General features: G+C 60.6%; 17 protein-coding genes. 9 read left to right on the top strand and 8 right to left on the bottom strand.

Features of this window, described 5'->3' with window-relative positions; all coding sequences use genetic code 11:
* Positions 1 to 65: 65 nt before the first annotated feature.
* The 4 genes from leuA to FPT15_RS20600 form a co-directional block, all read right to left on the bottom strand.
* Positions 66 to 1,745, bottom strand: a complete 1,680-nt coding sequence (gene leuA, locus FPT15_RS20620; RefSeq protein WP_083356880.1) for a 2-isopropylmalate synthase — start codon at positions 1,743 to 1,745, stop codon at positions 66 to 68.
* Positions 1,746 to 2,069: 324 nt separating this feature from the next.
* Positions 2,070 to 2,891: a peptidoglycan DD-metalloendopeptidase family protein gene (locus FPT15_RS20610; RefSeq protein ID WP_145164186.1), complete on the bottom strand. Its 822-nt coding sequence runs from the start codon at positions 2,889 to 2,891 to the stop codon at positions 2,070 to 2,072.
* 3 nt (positions 2,892 to 2,894) lie between these two features.
* Positions 2,895 to 4,274 carry an exodeoxyribonuclease VII large subunit gene (gene xseA, locus FPT15_RS20605; protein WP_106578280.1) on the bottom strand — a complete coding sequence of 460 codons (1,380 nt, stop codon included), beginning with the start codon at positions 4,272 to 4,274 and terminating at the stop codon, positions 2,895 to 2,897.
* Positions 4,275 to 4,284: 10 nt separating this feature from the next.
* Complete coding sequence (locus FPT15_RS20600) at positions 4,285 to 5,175, bottom strand: LysR family transcriptional regulator (protein ID WP_145164184.1); 891 nt, start codon at positions 5,173 to 5,175, stop codon at positions 4,285 to 4,287.
* Positions 5,176 to 5,274: 99 nt separating this feature from the next.
* On the opposite strand from FPT15_RS20600, the gene FPT15_RS20595 reads away from it, so the two are divergent.
* From FPT15_RS20595 to guaA, 4 genes are all read left to right on the top strand, one after another.
* Positions 5,275 to 6,042, top strand: a complete 768-nt coding sequence (locus tag FPT15_RS20595; protein WP_145164182.1) for a sulfite exporter TauE/SafE family protein — start codon at positions 5,275 to 5,277, stop codon at positions 6,040 to 6,042.
* Between the two features lie 92 nt (positions 6,043 to 6,134).
* Complete coding sequence (locus tag FPT15_RS20590; RefSeq protein WP_025859262.1) at positions 6,135 to 6,683, top strand: hypothetical protein; 549 nt, start codon at positions 6,135 to 6,137, stop codon at positions 6,681 to 6,683.
* 104 nt (positions 6,684 to 6,787) lie between these two features.
* On the top strand, positions 6,788 to 8,257 hold the full coding sequence (guaB, locus tag FPT15_RS20585) for an IMP dehydrogenase (RefSeq protein ID WP_016977684.1): 1,470 nt from the start codon (positions 6,788 to 6,790) through the stop codon (positions 8,255 to 8,257).
* Between the two features lie 84 nt (positions 8,258 to 8,341).
* On the top strand, positions 8,342 to 9,919 hold the full coding sequence (gene guaA, locus FPT15_RS20580) for a glutamine-hydrolyzing GMP synthase (protein WP_145164180.1): 1,578 nt from the start codon (positions 8,342 to 8,344) through the stop codon (positions 9,917 to 9,919).
* A gap of 164 nt (positions 9,920 to 10,083) precedes the next feature.
* On the opposite strand, the gene FPT15_RS20575 is transcribed toward guaA, so the two are convergent.
* The 3 genes from FPT15_RS20575 to treR form a co-directional block, all read right to left on the bottom strand.
* A complete protein-coding gene (locus FPT15_RS20575) occupies positions 10,084 to 12,156 on the bottom strand; it encodes a TerD family protein (RefSeq protein ID WP_145164178.1) in 2,073 nt (690 codons plus the stop codon).
* A gap of 318 nt (positions 12,157 to 12,474) precedes the next feature.
* On the bottom strand, positions 12,475 to 13,245 hold the full coding sequence (locus FPT15_RS20570) for an APH(3')-II family aminoglycoside O-phosphotransferase (RefSeq protein WP_145164176.1): 771 nt from the start codon (positions 13,243 to 13,245) through the stop codon (positions 12,475 to 12,477).
* 20 nt (positions 13,246 to 13,265) lie between these two features.
* Complete coding sequence (treR, locus tag FPT15_RS20565) at positions 13,266 to 13,970, bottom strand: trehalose operon repressor (protein ID WP_145164174.1); 705 nt, start codon at positions 13,968 to 13,970, stop codon at positions 13,266 to 13,268.
* A gap of 252 nt (positions 13,971 to 14,222) precedes the next feature.
* Between treR and treP the strand changes: the two genes are divergently transcribed.
* The 5 genes from treP (at position 14,223) to FPT15_RS20535 (ending at position 21,764) form a co-directional block, all read left to right on the top strand.
* Positions 14,223 to 15,665, top strand: a complete 1,443-nt coding sequence (treP, locus tag FPT15_RS20560) for a PTS system trehalose-specific EIIBC component (RefSeq protein ID WP_145164172.1) — start codon at positions 14,223 to 14,225, stop codon at positions 15,663 to 15,665.
* A gap of 119 nt (positions 15,666 to 15,784) precedes the next feature.
* Positions 15,785 to 17,431 carry an alpha,alpha-phosphotrehalase gene (treC, locus tag FPT15_RS20555; RefSeq protein ID WP_145164170.1) on the top strand — a complete coding sequence of 549 codons (1,647 nt, stop codon included), beginning with the start codon at positions 15,785 to 15,787 and terminating at the stop codon, positions 17,429 to 17,431.
* A gap of 134 nt (positions 17,432 to 17,565) precedes the next feature.
* A complete protein-coding gene (locus FPT15_RS20550) occupies positions 17,566 to 18,786 on the top strand; it encodes a carbohydrate porin (RefSeq protein WP_145164168.1) in 1,221 nt (406 codons plus the stop codon).
* Positions 18,787 to 18,951: 165 nt separating this feature from the next.
* Entirely contained in the window at positions 18,952 to 21,483 is a 2,532-nt protein-coding gene (gene ptsP / locus FPT15_RS20540) for a phosphoenolpyruvate--protein phosphotransferase (protein WP_145164166.1), read from the top strand.
* Between the two features lie 2 nt (positions 21,484 to 21,485).
* Complete coding sequence (locus tag FPT15_RS20535) at positions 21,486 to 21,764, top strand: PTS transporter subunit EIIB (protein WP_145164164.1); 279 nt, start codon at positions 21,486 to 21,488, stop codon at positions 21,762 to 21,764.
* Between the two features lie 134 nt (positions 21,765 to 21,898).
* Here FPT15_RS20535 and mltF read toward each other — a convergent pair whose 3' ends face one another.
* Positions 21,899 to 23,359 (bottom strand): membrane-bound lytic murein transglycosylase MltF, encoded by a 1,461-nt coding sequence (gene mltF / locus FPT15_RS20530; RefSeq protein ID WP_145164162.1) that lies wholly within the window; start codon positions 23,357 to 23,359, stop codon positions 21,899 to 21,901.
* Positions 23,360 to 23,378: the final 19 nt, after the last annotated feature.

Below are 23,378 nucleotides of genomic sequence, written 5' to 3'. Positions count from 1 at the left end.
CAGATCTAAAGTAAAAAGGCCCCTGAGTACTCACCCAGGGGCCTTTTGCATTCCTACGACGCGGCTTACGCCGCTTTCGCTTCCTGCTGGCTCAACGAGCGGTTCAGCGCACTGAACAGCGCCTTGAAGCTGGCCGTGGTGATGTTTTCATCAATGCCCACGCCATGCACCGGACGCTCGCCATTCACACGCAGCTCAATGTAGGCCGCCGCCTTGGCGTTGGTGCCTGCGCCGATGGCATGTTCGTTGTAGTCCATGATCTCCACACCAATCGGCAAGCCAGCCACCAGCGCTTCCAGGGCGCCGTTGCCTTTGCCTTTCCAGTGCAGGTTGGTTTCGCCCTGGCCTTTGCCCGAGACTTCCACTTCGACAAAGCTGTTGCCGTTTTCTTCCTGCAGACGATGGCTGACCAGCGCATACGGCGTGTTGGCTTGCAGGTATTCACGCTGCAGCAAGGCGTAGATCTGTGGCGCGGTCATCTCAAGACCCACGCGGTCGGTTTCAGCCTGGACCACCTGGCTGAATTCGATCTGCATGCGGCGCGGCAAGCTGATGTCGTATTCCTGCTCCAGCAGGTAGGCGATGCCGCCTTTGCCCGACTGGCTGTTCACACGAATCACCGCTTCGTAGCTGCGGCCAATGTCGGCAGGGTCGATCGGCAAGTACGGCACTTCCCACAGCGCGTCGGCCTTCTGCTGGGTGAAGCCCTTGCGGATCGCGTCCTGGTGGGAGCCGGAGAACGCGGTGTGCACCAGGTCGCCGACGTACGGGTGGCGTGGGTGCACCTGGATCTGGTTGCATTCCTCGACGACTTTGCGCACGCCGTCGATGTCGGAGAAGTCCAGTTGTGGGTCGAGACCCTGGGTGTACATGTTCAGGGCTACGGTGACGAGGTCGACGTTACCGGTGCGCTCGCCGTTGCCGAACAGGCAGCCTTCGACACGGTCGGCGCCAGCCATCAGGCCCAGCTCGGTGGCGGCTACGCCGGTGCCACGGTCGTTGTGGGTGTGCAGGCTGATGATCACGCTGTCGCGGCGGTTGATATGACGACCGAACCACTCGATCTGGTCGGCATAGATGTTCGGCGTTGCGCACTCAACGGTGGCGGGCAGGTTGAGGATCATCTTGTGCTCAGGCGTCGGGTTCCACACCTCGATCACCGCGTCGCACACTTCCTTGGCGAACTCCAGCTCAGTGGCGCTGAAGGTCTCCGGGGAATATTCGAAGGTCCACTGGGTTTCCGGCTGCTGGGCTGCGTATTTGACGAACAGCTTGGCGGCGTTGACCGCGATGGCCTTGATGCCGTCCTTGTCCTGGTTGAACACGATGCGGCGGAAGGACGGCGAAGTGGCGTTGTACAAGTGCACGATGGCCTTTTTGGCGCCGCGCAGGGATTCGAAGGTGCGTGCGATCAAGTCTTCACGGCCCTGGGTCAGCACCTGGATGGTGGTGTCCTCGGGGATATGGTTGTCTTCGATCAGGGTGCGCACGAAGTCAAAGTCGGTTTGCGAGGCCGCCGGGAACGAGGCTTCGATTTCCTTCACGCCCACTGCAACCAGGGTCTTCCAGAAACGCAGTTTTTTCGCGGCGTCCATCGGTTCGATCAGCGACTGGTTGCCATCACGCAAGTCGGAACTGCACCAGATCGGCGCTTCGGTGATGGTTTTCGACGGCCAGGTGCGGTCCGGGATATCGATGGTCGGGAACGCACGGTACTTCGAAGACGGGTCTTTGAGCATGCTCATCGGGAAATCCTTTGTTGTAGGGGCCGAGAAAAGGCGGCCTGCCGTAGAACTGTTTTTAGGGATAAAGCAAGAAGACGAGGCAGATCGATTCAGCCTGGCAGTCGTGCGCTGACGAGGCACAGGCTGCGGTGCTGGCGGAGCTGAATGAGGGTGTGAGAGGTTTTCATAAGCTCAACCCTAACCGCCGGGGTAAAAGATGGCAAGCTGTCGAGAAAAATTGAGATAAGTTCTGCTATTGGCGTGGGAAACGAGATCTTATGGCGTGGAATTGGTTGCAGGCTCTTTTTAATTGCGCGCCCTTGATCGGGCGCGCAATCGCTTCATTCAGGGCTGGAACGCGCCGATGAAGATCGCCGGGTCGACCCGTGCATCGTTGAGGCTGATGTTCCAATGCATGTGCGGCCCGGTCGCGCGGCCCGTCGAGCCGACCTTGCCCACCACCGCGCCGCGCGCCAGTTGGTCGCCCACCTTCACATCGATCTTCGACATATGGCAGAACATGCTGATAAAGCCCTGGCCATGGTCGACAAAGACGGTGTTGCCGTTGAAGAAGTAATTGCCGGTAAGGATGACTTTACCGGCCGCCGGGGTCTTGATCGGCGTGCCGGCACCGACGGCGAAGTCGAGGCCCGAATGCGGGTTGCGCTCCTCGCCGTTAAAGAACCGGCGTACGCCAAACTTGCTCGACAGCGGCCCGTTCACGGGTTTATCCAGTAGCAGGTTGCTGGGCGTGTTTGGACTGAAACTGCGGTAAGCCTTGAGCTGGACCGCCAGTTCGCCCTCGATGCGCTTGAGCTGTGCCGGGTCCGGATTGACCTGGCTTTTGTTTTTCAGGGTGATGTGCTGCTCGGGGTATTTCTTGAAGCCCACCACGAACGGCAGGGTTTGCCCACCGCTGGTGAGGCGTTGGGTGCCGGGTTTAACCGTCAGAGGAATCCCGACAATCGCCAGCCAGGTGTTCTGTTCCTTGACCACTAACACCGGCCTGTTCTGGTAGGTGGCTTTCGGCGCGGTTGCCGACGTACCCAGATCGACCACTGCGACGCCACCCGGCACCGGCTTGTTCAGCAGCCGAGTGATGTAGCTGTCGGCATGGGCATTGAAGGTGAGGCACAACAGCATCAGCAGGCTAAATAGACGGGGCATCAATCAATCCAATAACGAAAGGGTGACGGGCGTCAGGTGGTTATCTTCCACCCGCACCTGCAATTGGCCTTCACCGAGGCGCGCGGTCAGGCGTTGGCCGGTGTGGGTTTGCGCGGCGTTGCGGATCGCCTGGCCACGCTCGTCCAGCAAAATGCTGTAGCCACGGCCCAGTGTCGCCAGTGGGCTGACCACTTGCAGCGTCTGCACCTGGCTTTGCAGTTGCAAGCGACGCGCCTTGAGGCCTTCGCGCATGGCGCGCGGCAGGCGTTCGGCGAGGCTGTCCAGGCGCTGGCGCAGCAGGGCCAGCTGACGGCCGGGGTGCTGGCCGGCGAGGCGGGTTTCCAGGCGGATCAGGCGTTCGCGGCGGGTATTGAGGCTGCGCTCGAAGGCGCGGCGCATGCGCATGTCCAGGTCATCCAGGCGCTGGGCCTGTTGGCGCAGACGTTCGCCGGGGTGACGCAGGCGACGGGCCATGCCTTCCAGGCGCAGGCGCTCGTGACTCAGGCGATTGCGCATCAGCATCACCAGGCGGCGGTGCAGGTTTTCGACCTGGCGCACCAAATGGCTGGCATCGGGGGCGAGCAATTCGGCGGCGGCGGAGGGCGTGGGCGCGCGCACGTCGGCCACGAAGTCGCAGATCGACACATCGGTTTCATGGCCGACGGCGCTGACAATCGGCGTCACGCACGCGTCCACCGCACGGGCCACGGCTTCCTCGTTGAAGCACCACAGATCTTCCAGAGAGCCGCCGCCGCGAGCGAGGATCAACGCGTCGAAGCCGCGTGCGTCGGCCAGCTTGAGGGCGCGCACAATCTGCGACACGGCCTCGCGGCCTTGCACGGCCGTGGGGATCAGCGTCAATTCAACGTTCGGCGCGCGGCGGCCGAACACGCTGATGATGTCGCGGATCACCGCGCCTGTGGGCGAACTGATGATGCCAATGCGCCGAGGGTGCGCCGGCAGCGGCACCTTGCGTTCGGCACTGAACAGGCCTTCGGCGCTGAGCTTTTCCTTCAACGCATCAAAGGCCAGGCGCAGCGCGCCATCACCGGCGGGCTCTACGGTGTCGAGGATCAATTGATAGTCGCCACGGCCCTCGAACAGCGAGACCTTGCCGCGCACTTTGACCGCCAAGCCATCCTTCAAGGCCTGGCGCACCCGTGCGGCGTTGTTGCGAAACAACGCGCAACGCACTTGGGCGCCGCTGTCCTTGAGGGTGAAATACACATGGCCGGACGCCGGGCGGGCGAGGTTGGAGATCTCGCCTTCGACCCAGATATTGGTGAACACGTCTTCGAGCAACACCCGCGCGCGGCCGTTGAGCTGGCTGACAGTCAGGACTTCGCGGTCCAGGCCCAGACGGGCAAAAGGATCTTTAATCATGGGCGGCAGTTTATAGGCATTCGCGCAAGGTTTGGCAGAATTGCTCGACCAGCGCGCTCGGCGTGTGCGCGCAGGCCAGGGCCACGGTGCTGAGGCAGTCCGGATCAGCCAGGGGCAAAAAGTGCAGGTTGGCGGGGGCGATGTCCTGCATGGATTTTGGTAACAAGGCAATTCCGAAGCCAGCCTGGATCAGTTGCAACTGCGTGGTTTTGCGTGACATCACCCGTGCAGCCTTGGGGAAAAATCCTGCACGCATGCAGAGTTCGGCTGACAGATAACTCAGGCCGCCGCGCTGAGGATGGGGGATCGAGATAAACACTTCGTCCTTGAGCTGTTCCAGTTCGACAGGTGCATTGCTGCGGGCCAGCGCGTGGTCAGGCGGCACAGCCAGCACCAGCTGTTCGCTGTACAAGGGCATCACCCGGACACCTTCGCGTTGGCGCAACACCGGCAAGCGCAACAGCCCGACTTCAAGTCGACCCTCGGCGATTTCCTCAAGTTGCGCTTCCGAGGACAGTTTGACGATGTCCATCGACACGCCAGGGCAGCGCTCCAGCCAGGTGCTGATGGCTTTCAGCAAGTTCCCGCTCATCGGCACGGTGCTCGAATGGCTCAGGCGCAACGTGCCCAGCTGGCCATTGCCCACCTGGGTGGCCATTTCGCTGGCCTTGAGCAACTCGCTCAGCAGGTTGCGCGCCCGTGGGTAAAAGGCTTCGCCGGCCGCTGTCAGCCGGGGTTGGCGCGCGGTGCGTTCGAACAGTGGCGTTTGCAGCTGGGTTTCCAGCTCCTTGATCTGTCGGCTCAGGGCCGACTGCGCCACAAACAGGCGTTCGGCGGCGGCGCTGAAGCTGCCGCTGTCGGCGATTTCGACGAAGTAGCGCAGTTGGCGAGTGGAAATCACGCGTCATGCCTTTTCGAGATGAGTGGAGGGCTTTGAAGATATTAGTCGCAACACTCGTCGATGGCTAAAGTGACCGTCATCTCTTTCAAGGAAGTGCCCATGAGCCCGGTTGAGCTGATGAGTCAGTGGTCATTCAGTGGCGTTGATTGGCTGGTGATCGGCCTCGGCATTGTCATGGCCTACGTCGTGTTTGGTATCGCAGGCTTTGGTACGGCGCTGGTCGCGGGGCCGATCCTGATTGTGTTTATGCCGTTGTCGAAACTTATCCCGCTGCTGGTGTTGCTGGATTTTGTCGCGGCCTTTGGCAACCTGCTGCAATCGCGGCGGGAGGTGAACAAGCCGGAGCTGTTGCGATTGCTGCCGTGCATGGCCATCGGTTGCACGCTTGGGGTGGTGTTTTTGCTCAATCTGCATTCGGACCTGTTGCTGCTGTTGATGGGGCTGTTTATCAGCGCCTATGCGATTTACAGCCTGGCGGTAAAGGCGCGGCCGACGCAGCTGGCGGCGGGCTGGTCGATTCCCATGGGCACGGTCGGCGGGTTGTTTGGTGCGTTGTTTGGCAGTGGCGGCTTTTTATATGCGATCTATCTGAACAGTCGTTTGCCCAAGGACGCGGCGCGGGCCACGCAAAGTGCGTTGATCAGTTGCAGCACCGTGGTGCGCTTGAGCCTGTTCCTGATTGCCGGGGTGTACGCGGACTGGCCGCTGTTGCTGTTGGCGCTGTGCCTGTTGCCGGCGATGGCCTTGGGGCTGTGGGTGGGGCGCAGGCTGACGATGCGTATGTCGCGTGAAGCCTTTGTGCGGTTGGTGACGTGGCTGGTGCTGGCGAGCGGCCTTGCGTTGATTGCCCGTTACTTGAGTACTTGACCTGTGGGTATCAGGGATTAAGCTGCCGGGCTCTGGGGTCTTAATCGCGGGCTTGCCCGCGATGGGGCCAGAAGCCACACCGCAGGACTCTCATGAACTCCCAAAGCATCCTTGTCCCGAAAATTTCCACCTTGCCCGTCCACGAGCCCCGCGCGCGGGCAATCGTGCGCTGGCTGGTGCGCAAGAACATCATCAAGGAAGAGCTGACCACCTGCGGGCGCACCGGCAATCGCATGGGCTACGCCCTAGCCGACGGCGCCCGTGCCGTGGTGCTGCACCCGGAGGCGCTGCCGTTCAACGAGCCGATCAATGGCCTCGAGATTATCTACAAACGCTGCATCTATACGCCGGCCAAGGGCTTTCTCGAAGAAGCCGGCTGCCCTGAATGCCTCAAGGAAGTCGGCGAGGCACTGTTCGAAAGCCTGGAAGACTGGATGCCCGGCCACACCGACAACTTCACTTGCCCGCTGTGTGGGCATGAAGATGACATCAACGGGTTTCTGTTCCTGCAGGAATGCGGGTTTTCCAACCTGGGGTTCATTTTCAACAACTGGGCAGAGGCGGGCTTCAAGCAGAGCTTTATCGACGAATTTGCCGATTGGTTGGACCAGAAGATGAGTTGGGTCAAAGTCGAGCTTTAACCCTTCTATCAGTATTACCAAGTTTGTCAGAGTTTTACATTGAGCCTGACAGGGTGCATGTATATAATGGCGCGCTTCCATTTTCCCGCTCGGGAGCCCCCGCGATGCTGCGTATCAGCCAAGAAGCTCTGACATTCGACGACATTCTCCTAGTGCCCGGTTATTCCGAGGTACTTCCTAACGAAGTCAGTCTCAAGACCCGCCTAACCCGTGGCATCGAGCTGAATATTCCCCTGGTTTCTGCTGCCATGGACACCGTCACCGAAGCCCGTTTGGCAATCGCCATGGCTCAGGAAGGCGGCATCGGCATCATCCACAAGAACATGACCATCGAGCAGCAAGCTGCTGAAGTGCGCAAGGTCAAGCGTTACGAAGCCGGTGTGGTGAAAGATCCAATCACCATCGAAGCCGACGCCACCGTGCGTGACCTGTTCGACCTGACCCGCCTGCACAACATCTCCGGCGTTCCGGTGCTGCACGATGGCGACCTGGTCGGCATCGTCACCTCCCGCGACGTGCGTTTCGAGAACCGTCTTGAAGTCACCGTCCGCGAAGTGATGACGCCTAAAGAGCGCCTCGTGACTGTCAAGGAAGGCGCCGACAAGAACGATGTGCGCGAGCTGCTGCACAAGCACCGCATCGAGCGCGTGCTGATCGTCGACGACAAATTCGCCCTCAAAGGCATGATGACCGTCAACGACATCGAAAAAGCCAAGGCTTACCCGCTGGCCAGCAAGGATGACCAAGGTCGTCTGCGCGTTGGCGCTGCGGTCGGCACCGGTAAAGACACCGGTGATCGCGTTTCGGCCCTGGTCGCTGCCGGCGTTGACGTGGTGGTGGTCGACACCGCCCACGGTCACTCCAAAGGCGTGATCGACCGCGTGCGCTGGGTCAAACAGAATTTCCCTGACGTGCAAGTGATCGGCGGCAACATTGCCACCGGCGCTGCCGCCAAGGCCCTGGCCGAAGCGGGCGCCGATGCCGTCAAGGTCGGCATCGGCCCAGGCTCGATCTGCACCACGCGTATCGTCGCCGGTGTGGGCGTGCCACAAATCAGCGCCATCGCCAACGTCGCCGCTGCCCTTGAAGGCACCGGCGTGCCGTTGATCGCCGACGGCGGCATCCGTTTCTCCGGTGACCTGTCCAAGGCCATCGTCGCCGGTGCTTCCTGCGTGATGATGGGCTCGATGTTTGCCGGCACTGAAGAAGCGCCGGGCGAGATCGAACTGTTCCAGGGTCGTTCGTACAAGGCTTACCGCGGCATGGGTTCGCTGGGCGCCATGTCCCAGGCGCAAGGCTCTTCCGATCGTTACTTCCAGGACTCCTCGGCAGGCGCCGAGAAGCTCGTACCGGAAGGCATCGAAGGCCGTGTGCCGTACAAAGGCACCCTGAGCGCGATCATCCATCAACTGATGGGCGGCCTGCGTTCCTCGATGGGCTACACCGGCAGCGCCGACATCGAAGAAATGCGCACCAAGCCTGAATTTGTACGGATCACCGGCGCCGGCATGGCTGAATCCCATGTCCACGACGTGCAGATCACCAAGGAAGCGCCAAACTACCGCGTAGGTTGAGGCTTCCAGCAAAATGTTAAGTAACCGGGGCTGTTTTATTCAGCCCCGAGTTGTTTCTGAATTACATAGACGAGACTGATCCTCATGGCCCTCGACATTCACGCCCACCGCATTCTGATCCTCGACTTCGGTTCCCAGTACACCCAGCTGATCGCCCGCCGCGTGCGCGAAATCGGTGTGTACTGCGAACTGCACCCGTTCGACATGGATGACGAAGCGATTCGCGAATTCGCCCCTAAAGGCGTCATCCTCGCCGGTGGCCCCGAGTCCGTGCACGAAGCCAACAGCCCGCGCTGCCCGCAAGCCGTATTCGACCTGGGCGTGCCCGTCTTCGGTATCTGCTACGGCATGCAGACCATGGCCGAGCAACTGGGCGGCAAGGTTGAAGGTTCCGAGCTGCGTGAATTCGGTTACGCCCGTGTTGATGTGGTCGGCAAGAGCCGCCTGCTGGACGGCATCGAAGACCACATCGACGCCGACGGCCTGTTCGGCCTCGACGTGTGGATGAGCCACGGTGACAAGGTCACCAAGATGCCGGAAGACTTCCACATCCTGGCCAGCACCCCGAGCTGCCCGATCGCCGGCATGTTCAACGACGAGCGCGGCTACTACGGCGTGCAGTTCCACCCGGAAGTGACCCACACCAAGCAAGGCGGTCGCATCCTGTCGCGCTTCATCCTCGACATCTGCGAGTGTGAAGCCCTGTGGACCCCGTCGAAGATCGCTGAAGACGCCATCGCCCAAGTGCGCGCCCAGGTCGGCACCGACAACGTGCTGCTCGGCCTGTCCGGCGGCGTTGACTCCTCGGTAGTTGCTGCCCTGTTGCACAAAGCCATCGGCGACCAGCTGACCTGCGTGTTCGTCGACAACGGCCTGCTGCGCCTGCACGAAGGCGAGCAAGTGATGGCCATGTTCGCCGAGAACATGGGCGTCAAGGTGATCCGCGCCAACGCGGAAGACCAGTTCCTGAACAACCTGGCCGGCGAGTCCGATCCAGAGAAGAAGCGCAAGATCATCGGCCGCACCTTCATCGACGTATTCGATGCCCAGTCCAACAAACTGGACAATATCAAGTACCTCGCCCAGGGCACCATCTACCCTGACGTGATCGAGTCGGCCGGCGCCAAGAGTGGCAAGGCCCACGTGATCAAGTCCCACCACAACGTGGGTGGCCTGCCTGAGGAAATGAACCTCAAGCTGGTAGAACCGCTGCGCGAGCTGTTCAAAGACGAAGTCCGCCGTCTGGGCCTGGAACTCGGCCTGCCGTACGACATGGTCTACCGCCACCCATTCCCAGGCCCGGGCCTGGGCGTGCGGATTCTTGGTGAAGTGAAGAAGGAATACGCCGACCTGCTGCGTCGCGCCGACCACATCTTCATCGAAGAACTGCGCAAGGCCGACTGGTACCACAAGGTCAGCCAGGCGTTCGTGGTGTTCCAGCCGGTGAAATCGGTGGGCGTTGTGGGCGATGGCCGTCGTTATGCGTGGGTTGTTGCACTGCGTGCGGTGGAAACCATCGACTTCATGACCGCCCGTTGGGCACACCTGCCGTACGAGCTGCTGGAGACTGTCAGCGGCCGTATCATCAATGAGATCGAAGGTATTTCGCGCGTGACGTATGACGTGTCGAGCAAGCCGCCGGCGACGATTGAGTGGGAGTAATAGGGCGCCCTGCACTGACTAGAGTGCAGCGCTAGATTCGTACTAGCGCGGGAAGGGTTTTAGCCAATGCCAGTCAGTTATGCTGACTGGCATTTTGTTTTTGGGTAAAACGCTCCGAAGCAAGAGCTGTGGTTTTTAATAAGCGCCAAAGGCTGGCGTAGATATTAGAGAAACTGTGATCGAATCAAATCCGTATCGAATGGTGTTATCCCTTGGTCCGGCGTAAACACCGTCTGTGCCTGCTGCGGTGACACTACTCGTTCGCCTCGTGCTCGAACATGTAAATCGAACAGGGTCTTCAAATCCGGCTTTGGTGTATGTATTAAAGCCCGTAGCATCAACGATACCCCACTGAGGTTGTTCTGGACGTTGTTCCACCGCACAGACGAAGTGAGTCCCAGGTCGGCCCAGATCATGCGTCGGTCCTGCAAGTCCATCACGAATGGCAGACAGACCCCTGTGTCGGATGCTATATCGATACGGTCGAACACAGAGCGCGGCTCGAATACTTCACCCGACGCTGTGTCGGTACGGGCCATCCAGCCAGCGAAGCATTCTGGAAGATCGCAGTACGGTTGCTCGGTGAACGAATTGATAGACGTGACGACGTAACGGATACCCTTCTTGACGAGCACATCAAGATCGAGGTCGATGAACTCCGAAGCCCCGTTAGGCGCGTCGACGATGTCACCGCTGTGACAGCCGCCGAAATCCCTGAGGTTGTAGTACGCGACCGTTTTTTTGAATACAAAGTTGGCGTCGAAAAATGCGGCGGACAAGTCGATATCCGTGCGCCCGCTGCCGTTCTTCCACCACAGGAACAGGCGAATGAAACGTGTGTCAGGCATTGGCAGCCGACTGCCTCGCACCAGCGTTCGTAGCGACTTCGATGAGGCGCGTTGCGCCAGCGGCACCCTGTATTCACTTAATGCTGGATCGACGAAACAGCCTCCTAGGGGTGGTAGTGACGCAAAACGCGTGACAAGAGCGTCTTCGCAGATTCTGGCTGCACGCACCAACACGTCGGGCAAGAGAGGCTCGCGTCGATCTTTGGTGCCATAGATTTTGGCAAATGCACCTTTCGGAGTGAAGGCTCGCAGAGGGAGGGGGCGCGGCGCACGTAAGTGGGTCAGCAACTGCAGCAGGACAGGTGAGGACACTTGTGTGGCAACCGTCTCGAACGCGTCGAGAACGGATTCTGGTTCCGTCGCGCGTCGCAGGGTTACGTCCAGCCGTCGTGCGAACTCCCCAGGATGGCTTTGTAGTATGGGTGTAAGCGTGGCGATGTGACGCTGGGCAAGCAATGTTTCGACACGAGACCCAAATGAGGCTGGCGCCTCGTTGCGACGTGCTGCGGTGATGGCAGCTAGTGCTTTTGGGTATTTATCGGCGTAGTCGCCTGGGTGCAGTACTTCAGCCAGACGTTTCCATCGCTCAGCATGGCGCATCACGTCGTCTACAGCGTTGGGTGTGCGATCGAGCAGGCGCAATAGCAGGCGGCGCATTGAGCGCTTCATCGCTGTGAAACGCGTCGAAGATGTCGTCAGTGACACGTCTCCTCCACTCAACGCGACCGCGAGCCTTAGCACGTCGGTCGCCGTTTCGACGTTTCGCTCCAGGAATGCGTCCACCCGTGCATCGCCGGCTACAAGCAGGATAAGTGCGCCGCCAACCAGCGCGCGGGTTTCCCGGAACGGAACGGCCTCAGGCAGCAGACGGAACACATCGCTTTTGTACTCTCGGATAAACCAGACAACATCGGCAGTGTCCGCTGCGGAGAGCGAGGTGCGCGATGATACCAACGGCTTGAGCAGTGACTCGAACTCAGAGACGCTACCCAGTTCGATAACGCGGGATATGACGTTGCCTTCGAGCATCGCGGGCCGAGCGTGTTCGGTCGGTGGTAAACGCCAAAGCGTCAGGTAGTGCACGACGGCGTTAAGGTACAAGTCCGCCTCTGAGGCCGTCAGAACCTGTTCTGGAAAGTCAGGATAAAACGGCCTGTGATGTACATGGCCGCCAGCTTCTCGCCGCAGGACGGCGACAATTTCGTGTAGCCAGTACTTGAGCTCTGTCGCTGACAACAAGCCGATTTGCTCGATCAGCGGCTCTGACAGTACGCATCGAAACGCCGCGATTTCCCTGATAGCCGACGCGATTTGAGCTTGCGTGGCACCGCCAGTGCCCATCGGAACAAGAATTTTGCTACGGCGACGCAAAAACAGATCCTGATGCATGCTTGATTTTCTCCTTGGCCGCCGTCGTGTACGAGTTGCAGCATCGTCCTACAGCTGATGTAAAAACGCCTGCAAGAAGCAGGCGCAGTGTGGAGAGCGAAACCCCTAGGTCATAGGAGGTTAGAAGGAAGGTGTTCCATAGCCACGGGGGGCATCCTACGTCAGGTTGGATCTGTTTTGTAAGGCCGCTGCTTATCTGAACGGTAACAAGCTGCTTCGCCAGAAGAATAGAGGCTGATAAGCGGCCATACGCGTGGCGTCCTGATTGGCCAAAATGTCCCTCCGGAGGTGGTGAAGTTCCACTCAGGCTTCAGGCGTTTAGAAAAACTCATCCAACAGGCAGTAAAACTTCATCCGCTGCTCATCAGGCTCAACACCATAAAGCTCAAAGAATGGCTTTACCCATTCCGGCCCAACGTTACGTTCGATGCTGCGTGCCGCCAGGGCCAGGTCTTGATGGCGGTCGCTGATGCCAAGGCGTCCGCAGTCGATAAAGCCGCTGAAACGGCCGTCTGCGGCCATGAAATTTGGCAGGCAGGCGTCACCGTGGGTCACTACCAGGTCGTGGGTGTTGGGCTGATTCGACAAGAGCTCGGCGAACACATCCTCAAGGCTTCGCCCGAGTCGTTCGTCGTCGAAGTCCGTCTCATCGATCAGACCGGCATTGACGTGCGCCTGCGCGAGCGCGATGCGGTGTTGCAAGGCGTGATCGAAGGGACATTGCGCGATGGGTATCTGGTGCAAGGTGCGCAGGGCTGTCGCCAGGATGTCGACGGTCTGCGCGGCGGACAGAGTGTTGGCGCTGGCCAGGTCCTGCCCCTGCACGGCGGTCATCAGCAGCCAATGGTGGTGGGTGTCTATCAGCTCATCCAGTACGACGGGTGCAGGCAAATTACCTTGCCGGAGCCACCGAAGGCGCTCGATTTCGTCCGCAAGTTCGCTGAACTCCACCAGGGGTTCGGCCTTCAGGAACAGATCCGTACCCCCGACCTGGCGCAGGCGAAACACGTCAGCCCGCGATTCACCAATGGCCTGTTGCTCAATCAGCGCCTGCGCAAACTGTGCACGCCATTTGTTTGGGACATTCACAGTAGCTGACCTCTCTTGCCTCAGCGCCGCGCAATGTCAGAAAAGTAAAACTTATCCAGCGTATGCCGCGACTCGGTGTACTCGAACTGGCGGCCATCCTGCAAAAACGTCTGGTTGCTCACCACGATCACGTGGCTCTGACCTTCGAGGTCCAGATGGGTCTGATCGTCCTTGCTGCGCGGCAGGGCTTCGATGGTGCGTTGCGCGTAGCTGATCTGCAGCTGCAGCGTCTGCTCGATAAACGCGTAGATCGACTGTTCGGCGATGTCGCGGTCCAGACCGGGGATCAGTTCGGCGACGAAGTGGTTGATGTCGAGGATCACCCGTTTGCCGCCGATGCGCCGTACCCGTTTGATCCGCGTGATCAGGGTGCCGGGTTCGGCTTCGATGTGTTGCAGCAGTGAACCTTCCAACGGGATCTGGCTGAACTCGACGACTTCGGTGCGTACGTCATCGCCCAGGTCAGCGTGGGTTTCGTGGAAGCTGACGATGCCGCCCAGTTGAAACTCGATCGGGTTGGGCGACAGCACGAACGTGCCCTTGCCGTGAATTTTTTGCGCGAAACCGCGCTCCTGCAGCTGCTCGATTGCGCGACGCACGGTGCCACGGCTGGCCTGGTAGGCGTCCATCAGTTCGGTTTCGGAGGGAAGGCGCGTGCCGCGTTGCAGGCGTTCGGTGGTGATGTTGGCAAGCAGATCCGTATAGATCTGGTTGTATTTGCTCATGGGGATGGCTCTATGCCCGACTTGATGAGAGTGAACTGCGCGTTCAAGGCAGGAACCTTAGTGGCAGAGGTGGGCTTTGTCCATTGGCCACCTTTGGAATAGAGGAAAAGTCTGACTCCACATTCAGAAAATTAAATTATTTGTAACTCGTACAGACGAGTTGTTGCTTTAACTCGTACAGACGAGTACTTTTGCCCTCGGCGTGCTGCCAATGACTGCCCCCAAATAAAAAAATCAAAGTGGAAACCAAGCATGAGCCACGACTATTCGACTATCGCCCGCGAGATTCTCGAGCACCTCGGGGGCAGCGACAACCTTGAGCAGGCTGCCCACTGCGTGACCCGCCTGCGCCTGGCGCTCAAGGACCCGAGTCTGGTCAACAGCGGCGCGTTGAACCAGGTCGATCTGGTCAAGGGGTCGTTCTTCACTGGCGGCCTGTTCCAGGTGGTGATCGGCCCCGGCGAAGTGGAAAAGGTCTACGCCGCGCTGCGCGAGCAGACCGGCCTTGCCGCCGCCACCATTGCCGACGTGAAGAAGAAGGGTGCCGACAAGACCAACGCCATGCAGCGCCTGGTGCGCGTATTTTCTGATGTGTTCATGCCGATCCTGCCCGCGTTGATCATCGCCGGCCTGCTGATGGGCGTTAACAACCTGATGGGCGCCAAAGGCATGTTCATCGAGGGCAAGACGCTGCTTGCGGCGTATCCGAACCTGGATGGCCTGTGGAGCCTGATCAACCTGATGGCCAACACCTCGTTCGTGTTCCTGCCGGCGCTGGTGGGCTGGTCGGCGGCCAAGCGGTTTGGCGGCAGTGAAATCCTCGGCATCGTGCTCGGCCTGATGCTGGTGCACCCGGACCTGCTCAATGCCTGGAACTACGGCAAGGCAGTCGCCGGCCTCGACGGCCAGAGCCTGCCTTACTTCGATATTTTCGGTTGGTTCAAGATCGAAAAAGTCGGTTATCAGGGGCAGATCCTGCCGATCCTCATGGCCGCCTATGTGATGAGCGTCATCGAGAAATGGCTGCGTGCGCGAGTACCCAATGCCATCCAGCTGCTGGTGGTGCCGATCACCACGATTGTCGTCACCGGCGTACTGGCCCTGGCGATCATCGGCCCGGTGACCCGTCACCTCGGCATCCTGATCACCGAAGGCGTGGTCACCCTGTTTGACCTGGCGCCGATGGTCGGCGGGGCGATTTTCGGCCTGCTGTACGCGCCGCTGGTGATCACCGGCATGCACCACATGTTCCTCGCCGTGGACCTGCAACTGATCTCCACCCAGGGCGGCACTTTTATCTGGCCGATGATCGTCATGTCCAACCTGGCCCAGGGCAGCGCCGCGCTCGCCGTGTTCTACACGACACGCAATGCGCGGGACAAGAGCATGGCCTCGACCTCGGCGATTTCCGCTTACTTCGGTATCACTGAGCCGGCGATGTTTGGCGTGAACCTGCGCTTCAAGTTTCCGTTCTATGCCGCCTTGCTCGGCTCGGCACTGGGCAGCATTTTCCTGTCGCTGAACAAGGTGCAGGCCTCGGCGATTGGTGTCGGTGGTTTGCCGGCGTTTATCTCAATCCTGCCGCAGTACATCCCGGTTTTTGTCATCGGGATGGTCATCGCGATTGTCGTGCCATTTGTACTGACCTGTGCGTTGAGCATGAAGATCGTGCGGCCTGGCTACCGGGTCGCCTGATCGATCGCTATCGCAGGCAAGCCAGCTCCCACACTTGAAATGCGTTCCCCTGTGGGAGCCGGGCTTGCCCGCGATGAGGCCCGCACGGCCAGTACACAATTTAATTGAAGGAATCCACCATGCAAAACTGGCAGCACTCGGTGATCTACCAGATCTACCCAAAAAGCTTCCACAGCCACGCGGGTAACGCCACCGGTGACCTGCTGGGCATCGTGGACAAGCTCGATTACCTGCAATGGCTGGGCGTGGATTGCCTGTGGATCACCCCATTCCTGCGCTCGCCGCAGCGCGACAACGGCTATGACATCAGTGACTACTACGCCATCGACCCAAGCTACGGGACCATGGCCGACTGCGACCTGCTGATCAGCGAAGCGGCCAAGCGCGGCATCACGCTGATGCTCGACATCGTGGTCAACCACACCTCCATCGAACACGAGTGGTTCCAGCAGGCGCGCAGCAGCCTCGACAACCCGTACCGCGACTTCTATATCTGGCGCGACCAGCCAAACAACTGGGAGTCCAAGTTCGGCGGCTCGGCCTGGGAATACGAGGCGCAAACCGGCCAGTACTTCCTGCACCTGTTCGACCACACCCAGGCTGACCTGAATTGGGACAACCCCAAGGTGCGCGCCGAAGTGTTCAAGTTGATGCGCTTCTGGCGCGACAAAGGCGTGGGCGGTTTCCGCCTGGACGTGATCAACCTGATCTCCAAGCCCGCCGATTTCCCCGAAGACAACACTGATGGCCGGCGCTTCTACACCGACGGCCCGAACGTGCACCACTACCTGCAGGAAATGCACCGCGAAGTCTTCGAAGGGCATGACCTGATCAACGTCGGCGAGATGTCATCCACCAGCCTGGAACACTGCATTCGCTACTCCAATCCTGAGTCGAAAGAGTTGTCGATGACCTTCAACTTTCATCACTTGAAGGTCGATTACCCGAACCTGCAAAAGTGGGTGAAGGCCGACTTCGACTTCCTGCAGCTCAAGCAGATTTTCTCTGACTGGCAACTGGGCATGCAGGCCGGTGGTGGCTGGAATGCGCTGTTCTGGTGTAACCACGACCAACCGCGGGTGGTCTCGCGTTTTGGTGACGACGGCGAGCACCGCGTGGTCTCGGCCAAGATGCTCGCCACGGCGCTGCACTTCCTTCAGGGCACTCCGTATGTGTACCAGGGCGAAGAGCTGGGCATGACCAATCCTGGCTTCAACAAGATCGAGCAGTACCGCGATGTCGAGACCCTGAACATCTTCCGGCTCAAGCGCGATGCCGGTGAGTCCGAGGCCACAAGCATGGCGGCGATTATGCAGAAGTCGCGCGACAACGGCCGCACGCCGATGCAGTGGAGCACTCAAGCCAACGCCGGTTTCAGCAGCGGTGAACCCTGGATCGGTATTCCAGCCAACGCGGCGCAGATCAACGTCGAAAGCCAACGGGATGACCCGGATTCGGTGCTGCATCACTACCGTGCGCTGATTGCGTTGCGTCGGTATGAGCCGCTGATTCAGGCGGGGGTTTATCGCCAACTGCTGCAAGACCACCTCCAGGTCTGGGCCTACCTGCGCGAAGGCCATGGCGAGCGCTTGCTGGTGGTGAACAACTTCTATGGCAAACCCTGCGAAATCCAGCTGCCGCAAGGCGTGATCAACGCCTCAAGCGAGCAACGCCTGCTGATCAGCAACTACCCCGATTGCCCGTTGCGTACGGCCACGGTGGTGTTGCGCCCCTATGAATCATTCGTGCTGCACCTGACCGACTGAAACACCGCGAGTCACCCGTAGGAGCCCACTTGCCGGCGATAGCGCCCTGAACGCGCCAATGCCAGCGAGCCGGCCTCTGCACGCCGCGCGTAAGACAAAAAGTAAGAAAAAAATAAAAATAAAAGGAGTGCTTCATGAAAACAACAATAAAGCTGGGCCTCATTGCGTCATGCCTTACCGCGCCTTTTGCCGCGCAGGCCCTGGAATTTGCCGGTTACTTGCGCAGCGGCGCGGGCACTTCAACGGGCAGTGGCAAGCAGCAGTGCTTCCAGTTGCCGGGGGCGCAAACGAAGTACCGTTTGGGTAACGAATGCGAGCAATACGCCGAACTGGAATTGCGCCAGGACCTGCTGACCCTCGACGACGGCTCGGTGCTCAGCGTCGATGCCATGGCGTCGCTGTATAACAAATACGACCGTGCCCTGAAGTTCCAGGGCGAAGACAACGGCTCGGCGCGCATGCCGCAGATGTATGCGCAGTGGTCCAATTTGCCCAGCCTCAATGGCGGCTCGGTGTGGGCGGGCCGGCGTTACTACAAACGTAACGACATCCACATCTCCGATTTCTACTACTGGAACCAGAGCGCCACCGGCGGCGGCGTCGAGGACGTGCTGATCGGCGACCTCAAATACAGCTACGCCATTTCCCGCAAGGACAACCTGTACCAGAAGGAGTACGCCACCCGTCACGACTTCAACGTGGCGGGGTTCAAGACCAACCCCGGCGGTGAACTGGAGTTCGGCTTGAGCTACATCGAAAAAGCCGGTGGTCGTGACGCCAACAGCGGTTGGGCGATCACGGCGCAGCACGTGCAAAAACCTTTCCTGGGCGGCAAAAACAAGTTTGCCTTGCAGTACGGCGAAGGCCCCGGCACGGGCTTGGGCTACACCGGCAACACGGCTTTGGATAACAGCAGTAAAAGCTACCGGGCCGTGGAGTTCTTCGACTGGCAGGTGACCCCGCGTTTTGGCGGGCAGGTCGAGGCGGTGTACCAGAAAGACATCCGTCCTGGCAGCCAGGACCAAACCTGGATGTCCATCGGCGTGCGCCCGGCGTATGCCATCAGCGAGCAGTTCAAACTGGTCACCGAACTTGGGCATGATCAGGTCGACGCCACCGGTGGCACGCGCAAGCTGAGCAAATTCACCTTCGCCCCGACCTGGTCGCCCAACGGCCCGGATTTCTGGGCGCGGCCGGAAGTGCGTTTGTACTACACCTATGCAACCTGGAACGAAGCGGCCAAGCGCGCGGCGAATGAATTGGCGGCAGGCTCGGCGTTGTCCGACACCGGCGCCTACGGCACAGCGCGGCATGGCTCGAATGTGGGTGTGCAGGTCGAATACTGGTGGAAATAACGCGGGTTTAAGTGAATGAGTTTTATGTGGGAGCTGGCTTGCCTGCGATAGCAACACCTCGGTTTTACTGAGAAACCGAGTCGCCAGCATCGCAGGCAAGCCAGCTCCCACATTGGATCGTCGTTCGCCCTATGATTTTTACAGAACAAAACAGCAGGTGAAGTCATGACCACAACTCAACCCCTGGAACTGCTGGCGCCGCTGTCGGGTGTGCTGCTGGCGCTGGATCAGGTGCCCGACCCGGTGTTCGCCAGTCGCATGATCGGCGACGGCCTGTGCATCGATCCCACCTCGCAAACCCTTTGCGCGCCGCTGGCCGGGGTGATCAGCAGTCTCCAGGACAGTGGCCATGCGGTCAGCGTTACCGACGACAACGGCGTCCAGGTGCTGATGCATATCGGCCTGGATACGGTGAACCTGGCAGGCCAGGGCTTCACGCGGCTGGTGCAGGAAGGCCAGCGAGTGGAAGCTGGGCAGCCGCTGATTGAATTCGATGCCGATTACGTGGCGCTCACCGCGCGCAGTTTGTTGACCTTGATGCTGGTGGTCAGCGGCGAGCCGTTTACGCTGTTGGCGCCGGACGGCAATTGGGTGGATGTGGGCCAGCCGCTGTTGCGAGTATCACCCGGCGAGGCAACTGCAGCCGTCGCGGAGGAGGAGGGTGATGCCCTGTTCTCCAAGCCGCTGAGCTTGCCCAACGCCAATGGCCTGCACGCCCGCCCTGCGGCGGTGTTTGCCCAGGCGGCCAAGGGTTTTGACGCGAGCATTTACTTGCACAAGCGAACCCAAAGTGCCAACGCAAAATCCCTGGTGGCGATCATGGCGCTGCAAACCGCGCAGGGCGACACCTTGCAGGTCAGTGCGGCGGGTAACGATGCCGACGCGGCGATCAAGGCATTGGTCGCGCTGTTGGCCGAGGGCTGCGGCGAAACGGTCGCGGCACCGGCGCAGGTGGTTGAGGCGGTTGCGCCCGAGTCGTCGGCCGCGTTGTTGCGTGGCGTGTGTGCGTCACCAGGTTCGGCATTTGGCCAGGTTGTGCAGGTGGCCGAACCGGAGCTGAACATCACTGAAAACGGCACCGGCGAAACCGCCGAGCGCGACGCGTTGACGCGTGGCCTGCTGGCGGCGACCGAGGCGCTGCAAACCCTGCAAACCAAGGCGGCCGGCAGCGCCCAGGCCGAGATTTTCAGGGCCCATCAGGAGTTGCTCGAAGACCCGACCCTGCTGGAGCAAGCCCACGGCCTGCTGGCCGAAGGCAAAAGCGCCGCCTTTGCCTGGAACAGCGCCACCGTTGCCACCGCCAAGCTGTTCCAGGGCCTGGGCAATGCGTTGCTCGCCGAGCGCGCGGCGGATTTGGCCGATGTCGGTCAGCGCGTGTTGAAGCTGATTCTCGGTATCCAGGACCGCGCATGGGACTTGCCCGAGCAGGCCATCCTGATTGCCGAACAACTGACGCCGTCGCAAACCGCCAGTCTGGATACGCGCAAGGTGCTGGGGTTTGTCACGGTCGGCGGCGGCGCGACCAGTCATGTGGCGATCCTCGCCCGTGCGCTCGGCCTGCCGGCGATTTGCGGTGTGCCAGGGCACGTGTTGGCACTGGCCAATGGCAAACAAGTCCTGCTCGACGCCGACAAAGGCGAGCTGCACCTGGAGCCAGACCTGGCTGAAATCGAAACACTGCAGGCGGCCCGTGATCAGCAAGTGCAGCGCCGTCAGCGTGAGGTGGCGCAGGCGGCCTTGCCGGCCACGACCCGCGACGGTCATCACGTGGAGGTCACGGCCAACGTCGCGTCATTGCAGGAAGTGGAGCAATCCCTGGCCCTGGGCGGTGAAGGCGTCGGCCTGCTGCGTTCGGAATTTCTCTACCTGGACCGCAACCGCGCACCCAGCCCCGAGGAGCAAGCGGGCACCTACAGCGCCATCGCCCGCGCCCTGGGCACTGAGCGTAATTTGGTGGTGCGCACTCTGGACGTGGGGGGCGACAAGCCGTTGGCCTATGTGCCGATGGAAAGCGAGACCAACCCGTTTTTAGGCTTGCGCGGTATCCGCCTGTGCCTGGCGCGCCCGGAGCTCCTGCGCGAACAGTTTCGCGCGATCCTTGCCAGCGCCGGGTTGACGCGGCTGCACATCATGTTGCCGATGGTCAGCCTGCTGTCGGAGCTGCACCTGGCGCGCAAGATTCTTGAAGAGGAAGCGCTGGCGCTGGGGCTCGAAGCGTTGCCGAAGCTGGGCATCATGATCGAGGTGCCGTCTGCGGCGCTGATGGCCGATGTCTTTGCCCCGCATGTGGACTTTTTCTCTATCGGCACCAATGACCTCACCCAATACACCCTGGCCATGGACCGTGATCACCCGCGGCTGGCCAGCCAGGCTGACAGCTTTCACCCGGCGGTGTTGCGCCTGATCGCCACCACCGTTAAGGCCGCGCATGCCCATGGCAAGTGGGTGGGCGTGTGTGGCGCGTTGGCGTCCGAAGCGTTGGCGGTGCCCATGTTGATCGGGCTTGGCGTGGATGAGTTGTCGGTCAGCGTGCCGCTGATCCCGACCATCAAGGCCACCGTGCGCGAGCTGGACCTGGCTGACTGCCAGATCATCGCCCGCCAGGTGCTGGGCCTGGAAGAAGCCGCGCACGTACGCGAGGCCCTGCGCCAGTACCACGCGGCTACCGTTGAAACCTCACCTGTCGTGGAGCACTGAGCATGTTCGAGAAATTGCAGCGGGCGTTCTGGAAAGCCCTGACCCCGGATTTGATTGCCGAGACGGTCGCGGCGCCGACGCCGGGTCTGTTGTCGGCCAGCGTGCTGAGTGCATTGGGTGGCGCGGATAACCTCAAGTCGCAGCAACGCGTGGCGCTGACGCGGGTGCGTGTGCAACTGCAGGATGCGGCGCGGTTGGATGAGCCGGCGTTGAAGGCGGCGGGTGTGCCGGCGGTGATGGTTTTGGGCGGCGGCGTCGTGCATTTGCTCACCGGTCTTTAAGGCGACCACTCTCCAATGTGGGAGCGGGCTTGCCCGCGATCGCGGTGTGTCAGGTAACGAATAGGTTGACTGGCCGGCCGCCATCGCGGGCAAGCCCGGCTCCCACAGGGTTTTGTGGTGTTTGGGAGAGTGGCTTACAGCTGCGGGTTATCTTCCGGCGGCTTGGTCTTGTCCACGCCCGGCACGTGCAAGTTGCCGTCGACCACCTGGTTGCCTTCCAGCTGCGGCTGGGTCACCCAGGTGAGGATGTCGTAGTAACGCCGGATGTTCGCCACAAAATGCACCGGCTCACCGCCGCGCGCATAGCCATAGCGGGTTTTGCTGTACCACTGCTTCTGCGCCAGGCGCGGCAGCATCTTCTTCACGTCCAGCCACTTGTTGGGGTTCAGGCCGTCCTTCTTCGCCAACGTGCGCGCGTCTTCCAGATGGCCGGTGCCGACGTTGTAGGCGGCGAGGGCGAACCAGGTGCGATCCGGCTCGGCGATGCTGTCGTCCAGCTCATCCTTGATCTTGGCCAGGTATTTGGCGCCGCCCATGATGCTTTGCTTGGCGTCCAGGCGGTTGGACACGCCCATCGCCTGGGCGGTGTTCTGGGTCAGCATCATCAGGCCACGCACGCCGGTCTTGGAGGTGACGGCCGGTTGCCACAGTGATTCCTGATAACCGATGGCCGCCAGTAGGCGCCAGTCGACTTTTTCTTCCTTGGCGTAAGTCCGAAAATGCTTCTCGTATTTGGGCAGGCGTTGCTGCAAGTGCTGGGCAAAGGTGTAGGCGCCGACGTAACCGAGCACATCGACGTGCCCGTAATAGCGGTCTTTAAGACGCTGCAGGGTGCCGTTCTTTTCCACCTTGTCCAGGTAGCTGTTGATCTCGTTGAGCAGGCTGTTGTCATCGCCTGCCGCCACGGCCCAGCTTTGGTGGCTGGCATTGCCGAGGTCGAAGGCCACGCGCACGTTGGGGAAGTACACCTGGTTCATCGCGACTTCGTTGGAGTCCACCAGGGTCAGGTCGATTTGCCCCTCGTCCACCATGCGCAGCAGGTCGACCACCTCAACGGCGTCGGATTCTTCATATTCAATCGCAGGGTTCTGCTTTTTCAGCTCGGCCAATTGCTCGGCGTGGGTGCTGCCCTTGAGCACCATGATCTTCTTGCCCACCAGGTCGGCTGCGGTGGTGGGGCGCGACTGGCCGTTGCGGTAGATGATCTGCGGCGTCACTTCCAGGTAAGGGTGCGAGAAGCGCACCTGCTGCTCGCGCTGTTCGCTGCTGACCAGACCGGCGGCGGCCAGGACCGGGCCGTTGGGTTTGCCCAACTGGCCGAACAGGTCATCAAGGTTGTCGGCGGTCTCGATTTCCAGCTTCACGCCCAGGTCGTCGGCAAACCGCTTGACCAGTTCGTATTCGAAACCGGTTTCACCGTTGCGGTCCTGGAAATAAGTGGCCGGGCTGTTTCGGGTGATCACCCGCAATACGCCATCCTCCTTGATTCGCTCGAGCGTGCTGGGTTTATCAACACAGGCGCTGAGCATCAGGAAGAGTCCGGTTGCGATCAGCCATTTGGCGCATCGCGGGCGCAAAGCAGTAGGGAAGAACATCTGCGCAGTATACGCAAAC

Source organism: Pseudomonas sp. RGB, assembly GCF_007713445.1.
Classification (GTDB): Bacteria; Pseudomonadota; Gammaproteobacteria; order Pseudomonadales; family Pseudomonadaceae; genus Aquipseudomonas.
This window is presented reverse-complemented; position numbering and strand designations above follow the sequence as displayed.